Genomic DNA, 8,865 nt, shown 5'->3' with positions numbered 1-8,865 from the left:
TTTTTATATGATTTATACATGTCGAACAGTTCAACTGGACCCTGCACGAACCTGTCTTCCAGCAGATTTATTGACTGCGGTCAATGCGCGAGAGCGGGCTTCTCAGTAGCATTTGTTTCGTGTGAGAAGACAATTATTTGCTCGCAAAGTTTTAGCGAATTTCAACCTGTCAGGGACTGCGAAATCAGAAAATCCTGACCATATCCACCACTTCCTGTCCCGTGGTCGACGTTCGGCCTGTGAGGCAGCTCGACGGCCGAATGCTGAATCAGCGGAGGAGGAGATAATGAAGCTCGTGACACTTATGTTGGCTGGTGCGGTTCTGGCATGCACGTCAACGGCCTGGGCGCAGAACCAGTCGGCAGCGTCGGCACCCGTGCCTGCGAATGAAGTCGTCAGCAATGACGCGATCGCCCGGATGCGCGAGAACGAGGCGACCGAGGATCATGTTGACAGAAGGAAAGCGGAAGCGAAGAAGGAACGGGATGTGGCGATCGCTGCAGCGCGATCTGGAGCGACAGTGGAACCAATAGTCAGGAAAATAGATCGAGCTCCGCCTCTTGCGGTCAATCGTTCGAAAGCGGTGAGCCGGATGCTGTCAAAATTCAGCGCATGCAACGTCGCGACCAGATGTGTGCTGACGTCTGGTGCGAACGGTACTTTCCAAGGTACGGGAGCTCGCCAAGATGAAGGCAGACGCAGATCGTAAGCGATCCATCTTCGACGTCTGGCAGTTAGCGACCGTTGCGAGGAGTATAGGTGTCCAATTCGAGGTGGACACCTATGACTGGCAAAGACTCAGAGTTGGCAGTAGTGCGTCGTAGCAGCGATGGCCGCCGGCGCTATGACGAAAAAAGTAAGTGCGTTTTAATTGAGGCAACCTCTGGGCGCAGATGACCGGTTCGGGCGTCCCCATCCGCTGCTTTGCGGCGTGTCGCCCAGCCCTACTAATGGAATTAATGAGGTTCGGACGTGAACACTAATGGCTGGGACACCATTTCGGTTCTCGACATCAAGCAAGTCAACGCTCAATTGCAGAAACGGCTTGCCGAATTGGTGATGAAGTTCGATACGAGTTGGACGGACGCATTCGCCGGCCAGTTTGAGGCAAAGGGCAATTTCGGCCCATGGTCGATAACCGGTGGGTCCGGCGCGGACATCTACCTGACGCTTCCAATCAGGTCCGGAACGCTCAGTCAAAAAAACGTCACGGGGAAGATTATCGATATATCCGGAATGACCGTGGAGGTCGAAGTCAATCTTGAGTGGATCCCTTCGAGCGTTACGGCTGGCGTCACTAATTTGCAATTCGATCTTGGTGCAATCACGCCGCAAGGCGGCCAGCGCAAGCCGGGCGACATTTTTGTCAAAAACGTTTCCGATCCGAAGAAGACAGGCTTCGGCCTGGACGTCGGCAACGGGATCGCGAACGCGCTCCTCAGCAATCAGGACAAGATCTCCTTTATCTTCGCCCAGACCGGCATTGTGAATGCGCAAACGGCCACCTGGCTCTTGCCGAAGCGGTCGACCTACAGCTACCACACGCCACAAGGCGGCAGCGAAAGCTATCTGGCGATCCTGAGCGTCACGACGGACCGAGACATTTCGCAGCTCAACTCGAACATCGATTCGGGAATCGTAAGCAGCCAGTATCCCTTGGCTTTCGTCATTTCCGGCGACCTGTTTCTTCAGAATGCGATCTTGCCGGTGCTGCCCGGCACTTTCCCACACTCGAATGCGGGCAACTTCTCCTACGCGAACGGAAAGATCAGTCTCGTGAGGTCCTTCGACCTCGATTCGATCCGGGAAGGGGCGATCGACTATACGCCGACGATCGAATCACTCACCATCGAGATCGACGCCAACGCGCTGAACAGCTCCGCCTCGGGTAGCTGCGGGCTGCACCTGCCCCACGCTTACCTTAGCTTCTCCGCCGTCACCAACAACGTACTGGTGTACAACACGACGAACCAGACGTTCTCGTTCCAGAAGGACCCGAACCCCGTCAGCCATTCCCACAACAATGTACCGTGGTACGACTATCTGATCGGCCTCGGCCCGCTGGGCGCCGCGATCATCGCCATCGTGCTCGCGGCCGTCGAATCCGGCCTTGGCGACAGCCTCTCGGGCTCGAAGCTCGCGGGCAGCCTGTCCGCCGCGCCGGCGTCCACCGTGAAATGGGTGGGGCTGGACCAGGTCCGCATCCAGAATGGCGAACTCAACGACTGCTTGCTTTTCCACTCGGACGTCGCTTGACCGCGGCGAGCCGCGCGTCGCAGGAAAGGGCGCGACCAATCGCACATCACGCCTATCTGTGGGACGATCGACCAAAAAGAGGCCCTCACCATGGCACCGCTTTGCAAGGACAACACTACGCCGCCTTCGGCCGGCAGGGCATCCACCAACAACTGGGACACGGTTTTTGCCCTCAATTTTCTCAACGCGAACAAGGCGATCAAGAACCAGAAGTCCTCGCCGCCGGCCTTCGACGGCACCAAGCCGGGTGGCGGATTCAGCGGTCCGGCAATCAAGGTCGACGGCAAGTTCGGCGACTGGCAACTGAGCGGCGGCAGCGGTTCTATCGCGGAGTTGGGCCTGCCGGTTTCAGGCACCGCTACCGCCGAATCCACACCGCCTCAGAGCATTCAGTTCAACGGGACCGCCGTCATTCAGGTCTCGCTCGACTACTTGCCTCAGCCGGGCCAGGACGGCTCGTCCAAGTTCTCGGGCGGCAAGTCGAACGCACTGAAGGTCAAGACGACGACCCCGGACCCCAACACGCAGCCGATCGTGTCGATCATCAGCCTCACGCTGAACAAGGAGGCGAGCGATGCGCACGACGCCATCAGCGACGTGCTCGAGCAATGGCTGATCGCTAACCTCGGCAGCTTCAACCACACCTTTGCCGCGATCGACCTCGGCGCGGTGGCTGACCAGGGGCAGTTCCAGTGGCTCGTGCCTACGCATGTGGGATACGGGATAAACAATCCGGAGAATGCACCCGTCGACAACTATGTGTTCGCCGTCATGGCGATGACGGCGAACCGTCAGGGCGTCAATCTGGGCCACGAAGTCTCGCCCAACGTTATTCCCCAAGGTTGCAATGCCGGCTTCCTGATCTCCCAGGAACGCTTCATGACGAAGATCATGCTGCCTGGCATCGAGAAGATGTTCAAGAACGCCTCGGACAAGGACTTCCAGGTGACAGGCGATGGATCGACGATCAGCAACGTCAATGCGATTACGTTCCAGAACTTCGAGACATCGAACAAGGACGGCTCCGAAACGGTTGAGATCACTGGCGCGACACTCGATCCCGAGAAGTTCTCCCTGATCGCAGACGTCACGACGCTCAAGCTGAATTTCACGGATCTGCACCTTCCCTGGAAGGGCGGCCGCTACACCGTGCACATGCTGTACGACTCGGAGTGCGAACTCTACATGGATGCGAATAAGCACTTCCAGGCCTGCGTGGTCGGAACGCCATCGCTCTCCGTGGCGGTCACGGAATCCTCCGCGGAAAAGTGGACCAACATCATCGTCGGAATCGTCGAGGGAATCGGGTTTGCCGTTGCCGGTGCGGCAATCGGCGGCGCGCTCGGCCCGGCAGCCGAGGCGACGGGGGAGGGTATCGAGGGGGAGGCGACTGGTGCGGCAGAGGCTGTGGAGGGGACGACCGACACGCTCGAGTTCTCCTCGGATCTGGTGTCCGACACCGACATCGTAAATCTCGACGACGTGAATGCAGAGGACGACGCCGACGCAAGCGACGATATTGAAAACACCGAAGAGGAATCGTACTCGTCCAAGTTCAAGGGCTTCCTAAGGCGTAACTGGCGAAAGATTCTCGGCATGGCGATCGGCGGCGCCGTGGGTGCGGTCACGGCCAAGCTCCCAGACATCCTGGAAGCCTATTCCGAGCAGGATCTCGCGAAGATGCCCACGCTCGACGAATTCGCGGATTACTCCGTCTCCCCCATCGCATGGCCCGGACAGACCGGCTATACGCTCGTGAGCATCGCGCTCAACGAGTCGCTGCAGATGGGGCTTAACGTCAACATCGCGGATTGAGGAGGCGCCAATCATGAGCACCTTGTCAACGGAAAACTGGGACACCGCCTTCGGCATCAAGTACAAGGATGCCAATGCCGCCATTGCGAGCGGGGGAAGCTCCCCACCAAACTTCTCGGGCTCGCACCAGGTCGTCGGCAACACGTACAAAGTGAGCGCCAGCTTCGGGACGTGGAAGATGACCGGAGGCTCGGGGTCCCTGCTTATCATGGCCCTGCCGCTGAGCAATGGGCGCGTCTCGGGCGGCGGGCAGGCCGAGGAGTCGTTCGAAGGCACGGCGCAGATCCAGGTGAGCCTCGGCTTCATACCCCAGCCGGGCTCTACCTCGTCGCGGGAACTGCGCCTCGACAATCAGCAGGCCGTCAGCGTGTTGCAGGTGACGCTTTCGTCGGGGCCGCCGTCCGCTCGGGATACGATCAAGGGCGCCTTGCAGGACTGGCTCAATGCAAATGTCAGCGAGTTCAACCATGTCTTCGCCGTGGTCGATCTTAACGAGTTCGTCGACAAGAGCGACGCGTTTGCCTGGGTCAAGCCAACGCATGTGGGCTATGCGATCTATACCGAGAACATAGCGTCGGCCGATGACTATCTATTCGGGATTCTCGCCATGACGGAGAACCGGCCCGGGAGGAACCTCTCGCCTGTGATGGATCCAGGCATCGTTCCCGACGGGGCCGACGCGGGTTTCCTGATCGCCGCGTCACGGGCGGTCGACAAGATGTTCGCGCCCAGGATCGAGACGCTCTTCGCCAATGCCACCGCCGACGACTTTGGTCGCAGTGCCGATGGCATGACGATCGTCAACGTGAACACGCTGAAATTCACGAATTTCACGCTGCAGGACGGAACGGTCATCAACGACGCCCAGATTGACGCGGCGGCCTTCAACATGTCGATTGACCCGGGGTTCGTCGAGATCGATTTCACCGGGTTAAGGTTTACGTGGAAGGGAAAATACAACGTCACCGTCAACTACCGCTCGATAAACGACCTGTCGACAGACGAGAACGGTCATCTCCGGCTCAAGCAAACCGCCGCCCCGACCGTTTCGGTGAGCGCTTCGGAAACTGAGTCGCAGAAATGGAAGGAGATCTGGGAAAGCATCGGTATTTCCGTGGCGGTGGCGGTGGCGGGGGCCGCGCTCGGCGCGGGAGCGGAGGTGGGCGTCGCCCGCCTCGCCGTGGCGCGCGCCGCGACGGCCGGTGCGGAAGCCTCGGCGGACGGCGTGGTCAATATCGAAATGGAACTCGTCCTGAATGCGATGACACCGCAGGAGCAACTCGCCAATGAGCTGGGGGCGGTGCGCGCGGCTGTGAGGGCATTGCAGCAGCCAGAAGCCCCGCAAAGCTTCGCGGGGTTCTTCCAGGCGTCCGCATGGAAACTACTCGGCATCGTGATTGGCGCGGTGATAGGTGCGGGCATCGCGGGGATTGTCACTGCGCTCCAGGCCTACGCCGAAGAGAACACCGAGAAGCTCCCGACGCTTGACGGCTTTGCCGACCGCTCGACAGGGAACGTCAACTGGGCGGGAGGCACCAGCTATAAGCTGAAATCCGCGCAATTGCGCGGCCCGATGCAACTGGGTCTCGTCAAGTCAAGCTGAGCCATGGCCAACTCGGATACGGATGGCCGGGACATGGTCCTCGCCACCCGTGCGAGCGTGCTCAACAAGGCGCTCGCCGGGCGAGAGGAAAGCCTGGGCGAGACGATCCCCCAACCGCAACGGGGCGGTAACCGTAAAGGGCAGCCTGAGCATCTGCCAGATTGCGACCGGAGGATCGGGAGCGCTGGTGAAATTCCTCATCCCCTGCAGTACGCTTACGCTCAGTCAGAAAGAGCAGTCGTTCACGTTGACCGACGGTTCGTTCCTCGTGAAGGCGACACTCGCGCTTGCGCCGCCGCCGGACCCGGCTGACTCCGATGCGCGTGCACGAACCATCAAGGCAGGAAAAGGGACGCTGCACCGTGCAGTCATCGAGCTTCGACGATCCGCAATTCGGGGCTTCGAGGTCATGGCCGTGACCGTGTTGCAATCTTGGCTCGATGCGCAAGCGTCTTTTCCCTACACATTGGTCGCCATCAAGCTGACCATCGTGAGCGATCGCGGCCCGGTCGCGGCGCTCGTGCCCGTGAGCGCAAGCTACGCCTATGCCGACGCGGCCGACGGCGACGGCGTGCTGGCACTGCTTTGCCGCGTTGCCGCCGGCGCCGACAACGCAGGGCAGCTTCTGCCGGAAGTGAACCCTTCTGCCCTTGGCGGCGGCGCAAGCGCGATGTTGCTGGGCAAGGATGTCGTGCTCAGGTTGGCGGATCTGGCTTTGTCGAGAGTGAGCTGGCCGGGTGCGGGCGCGGCCAGGGGCCAGTTCACCAGTGCACTCCTGATCCCGGTCGAACTGACGGAGGGCGTATGATCGCGCAAAACGACGAAGGCCTGAAGGCCGATACCTATGGCTGGGACACGGTATTTGCCATTCGCGTCGACGACGTCAACGCGACCATCAAGCGCAAGGGAACCTCTCCGAACACTTTCGCCGCGTCCACGCAGGATCCTCACACCGCTATCGCGGTGGACGTATCCGGCACGTTCTCCGATTGGCAGATCACGCTTGGCGGCAGCGGCAAACTCATTCACATGCAGACGCCCGTGACCGCGCTGAAGGCGAGCGGCACCATTCCTGGCGCGGGACCTGTCGCGTTCACGTTCGGCGCCGGATCGTTCGAGATCGAGATCCAGCTGCAATACGTGCCCCATACCGAAACGCCCGCCACGGGCTCTGGAACGTTCCACGACCTCAAGGTCCGCCACACCGGCGCAAGCCCGCAAGAGCAGGTGGTCACGGTTCTTGACGCCTATGGCTTCGGCACGAGCACCGATCCCTCGGCCACTCCGTTCGAGAGCGTAGTGGACGACGTCAAGGCTGCCATGCAAAACTGGTTCAACGCCAACCTGATCGATTTCGAGCACGTCTTCGCCACGGTGAATCTCAACCGTACCGCGGACCAGGGGCTGTTCGCGTGGCTGTTGCCGACCTATTCCAGCTACGCGTATGTGGACGGTCCGACGCTCGACTCAAGTGTGCTCGGCATTCTCTGCATGACGGAGAACCGTTCGGCTGACGGGCTCGACCAGGAGATATCTCCCAATGCGATTCCACAAGGGGCGCGTGCCGGCTTCCTGATCGCGCCCGAGCGTTTCGTGACCGAGATGTTGTGGCCGTCTATGGCGATCGTCTACAAGGGCACTCAGCCCGGCAACTTCGCGCTCAACAGCGACAAGACGGGTCTCGACCTCGCCAACGGCGAAGTCACGATCGACTCGCTGAAAGACAGCGACGGCAACAGTCACGAGACTGTGCTGCAGAATTTCGAGCTGACCACCTCCGACCAACTCCTGACGGTCGATGCGACGACACGCGTGCAAGTGTCACCCGGCATCCACGCCTTTACCCATACCGTGTCGTCCTACGGTCTCGCCCTGCACAATAACACCAGCTCGGGCAAGCAAAGCATCTACTACGTGGACAAGAGCAGCATTCCACCGGCGCACTGGACGGAGGAGAGCGAGGGCGTAGAGATCACGAAGATTCTGGAGGGCGTAGCCGCGGCGCTGAGCACCCTTGCCATGGGAGTGGCGACTGACGGGGCGGCCTTCGCCGCAGCCGCAATCGTGATGGGCATCCTGTCGGGCGTGGGATCGAAGATACCGGACCTCATCGCCGCAGCGAATACGGATGACTCGCCTTCGATCGATCTTCTCGTGTTCAATTCGGTCGGCCCGCTGCAATGGACGGATCAGGCGGACTTCAACCTTGTGAACGTATCGCTGAATTACTCGGTCCAGATGGGCGGGACCCCGAACTTCAACGGATAAGGCTACGGGTGAACCGAAGATCCCTGAAAGGCCGCGTTAGCTAGTCCATTGAACCGGACGAATTGCACCGGATGCGTCGAGTTGGATCGGAATACTTCCATTTCAATGGGACAGCCTGCTTGTAGTGGGTAGCCCCACCGTCTTGCGGCAGCAGGGCCCCCGAAGAACGCAGCATGCTGAATCGCCCCGGGTTTCCGGGAGACCGTTTTGTTTGAGTCAAGCCGCCTTGGCGACGTTCTCAAACTGCCGATAGTAAGCTTGCCCGGCTTCCGCCGGCGGGATATCGCCGATCGGGCCGAACAGCCTACGATTGTTGAACCAGTCGACCCATTCGAGAGTGGCCAGCTCGAGGGCTTGCTGGCTACGCCACGGGCCGCGCCGATGAATCAGTTCGGATTTATACAGCCCGTTGTTCGTCTCAGCCAGCGCGTTGTCGTACGAATCGTCCACCGTGCCGACCGACGACTCGACGCCGGCTTCGGCCAGCCGCTCCGTGTACCGGATCGAAACATATTGGGCGGATTCAACCGGTCGTCGCAACACCCCCGAAATCGAAGGGGGTGGAATGGGGAAGAAACACGGGCGGTGCCGTCGGGGAATCCGGCCGTTGGTAGGCTCTATCGGGGGTTGTGTCGCGTTAAGGACGATGCGACGATCAGGCGCCTAAGGTGAAGAGGATTGCTTACATCACGAGAGAATAGAATTGTTCGGCTGCAGTTGAGGCGACGCCATCGTCATACATCTGCCCCTTGCGGATCATGTGTGCGATCTCAATGCCAGACAGGATGATGCGCGCACAGCGGAAATCCTTGAACCCCATCATCGGTTCGATGATGCGTTTGATGGCACGGTGATCCTGCTCGACGACGTTGTTTAGGTATTTGTTTTGCCGGACCTTGATCGGCGTTAAACGCTCGGCATTG

7 protein-coding genes and 1 pseudogene are annotated in these 8,865 nt (G+C 60.0%); 6 read left to right on the top strand and 2 right to left on the bottom strand.

Translation table 11 applies throughout. The annotated features are described in order from the left end of the window. The first annotated feature begins 286 nt into the window (after positions 1 to 286). From GCT19_RS43100 to GCT19_RS39795, 6 genes are all read left to right on the top strand, one after another. On the top strand, positions 287 to 709 hold the full coding sequence (locus GCT19_RS43100; RefSeq protein ID WP_176137972.1) for a hypothetical protein: 423 nt from the start codon (positions 287 to 289) through the stop codon (positions 707 to 709). A 263-nt stretch (positions 710 to 972) separates the two neighbouring features. Then, entirely contained in the window at positions 973 to 2,256 is a 1,284-nt protein-coding gene (locus GCT19_RS39815; protein ID WP_152854946.1) for a TULIP family P47-like protein, read from the top strand. Between the two features lie 90 nt (positions 2,257 to 2,346). After that, a complete protein-coding gene (locus tag GCT19_RS39810; protein WP_152854945.1) occupies positions 2,347 to 4,071 on the top strand; it encodes a TULIP family P47-like protein in 1,725 nt (574 codons plus the stop codon). 13 nt (positions 4,072 to 4,084) lie between these two features. Beyond that, positions 4,085 to 5,674: a TULIP family P47-like protein gene (locus tag GCT19_RS39805; RefSeq protein WP_152854944.1), complete on the top strand. Its 1,590-nt coding sequence runs from the start codon at positions 4,085 to 4,087 to the stop codon at positions 5,672 to 5,674. Positions 5,675 to 5,696: 22 nt separating this feature from the next. After that, positions 5,697 to 6,482, top strand: coding sequence for a TULIP family P47-like protein (locus tag GCT19_RS39800; protein ID WP_152854943.1), 786 nt, complete (start codon positions 5,697 to 5,699; stop codon positions 6,480 to 6,482). Then, positions 6,479 to 7,942, top strand: a complete 1,464-nt coding sequence (locus GCT19_RS39795; RefSeq protein ID WP_152854942.1) for a TULIP family P47-like protein — start codon at positions 6,479 to 6,481, stop codon at positions 7,940 to 7,942. Before GCT19_RS39800 ends, GCT19_RS39795 begins: the two co-directional genes overlap by 4 nt. Before the next feature lie 216 nt (positions 7,943 to 8,158). On the opposite strand, the pseudogene GCT19_RS39790 reads toward GCT19_RS39795, so the two are convergent. Next, positions 8,159 to 8,461, bottom strand: a pseudogene (locus tag GCT19_RS39790) (integrase core domain-containing protein); the annotation flags it as partial. Between the two features lie 163 nt (positions 8,462 to 8,624). Next, positions 8,625 to 8,865: DDE-type integrase/transposase/recombinase (locus tag GCT19_RS39785; protein ID WP_152854610.1), on the bottom strand; the 241-nt coding region annotated here is incomplete at its 5' end.

It is taken from the genome of Paraburkholderia atlantica, assembly GCF_009362785.1.
Taxonomy (GTDB): domain Bacteria; phylum Pseudomonadota; class Gammaproteobacteria; order Burkholderiales; family Burkholderiaceae; genus Paraburkholderia; species Paraburkholderia atlantica.
The sequence above is the reverse complement of the archived record's forward strand: the minus strand, read 5'-3'. Positions and strand labels throughout refer to the sequence as shown.

Bases quoted from the DNA above. Each gene is read 5' to 3' on its own strand.
- GCT19_RS43100 (WP_176137972.1), top strand. From the start codon at position 287: ATGAAGCTCGTGACACTTATGTTGGCTGGTGCGGTTCTGGCATGCACG.
- GCT19_RS39795 (WP_152854942.1), top strand. From the start codon at position 6,479: ATGATCGCGCAAAACGACGAAGGCCTGAAGGCCGATACCTATGGCTGG.
- GCT19_RS39800 (WP_152854943.1), top strand. From the start codon at position 5,697: ATGGCCGGGACATGGTCCTCGCCACCCGTGCGAGCGTGCTCAACAAGG.
- GCT19_RS39810 (WP_152854945.1), top strand. From the start codon at position 2,347: ATGGCACCGCTTTGCAAGGACAACACTACGCCGCCTTCGGCCGGCAGG.
- GCT19_RS39805 (WP_152854944.1), top strand. From the start codon at position 4,085: ATGAGCACCTTGTCAACGGAAAACTGGGACACCGCCTTCGGCATCAAG.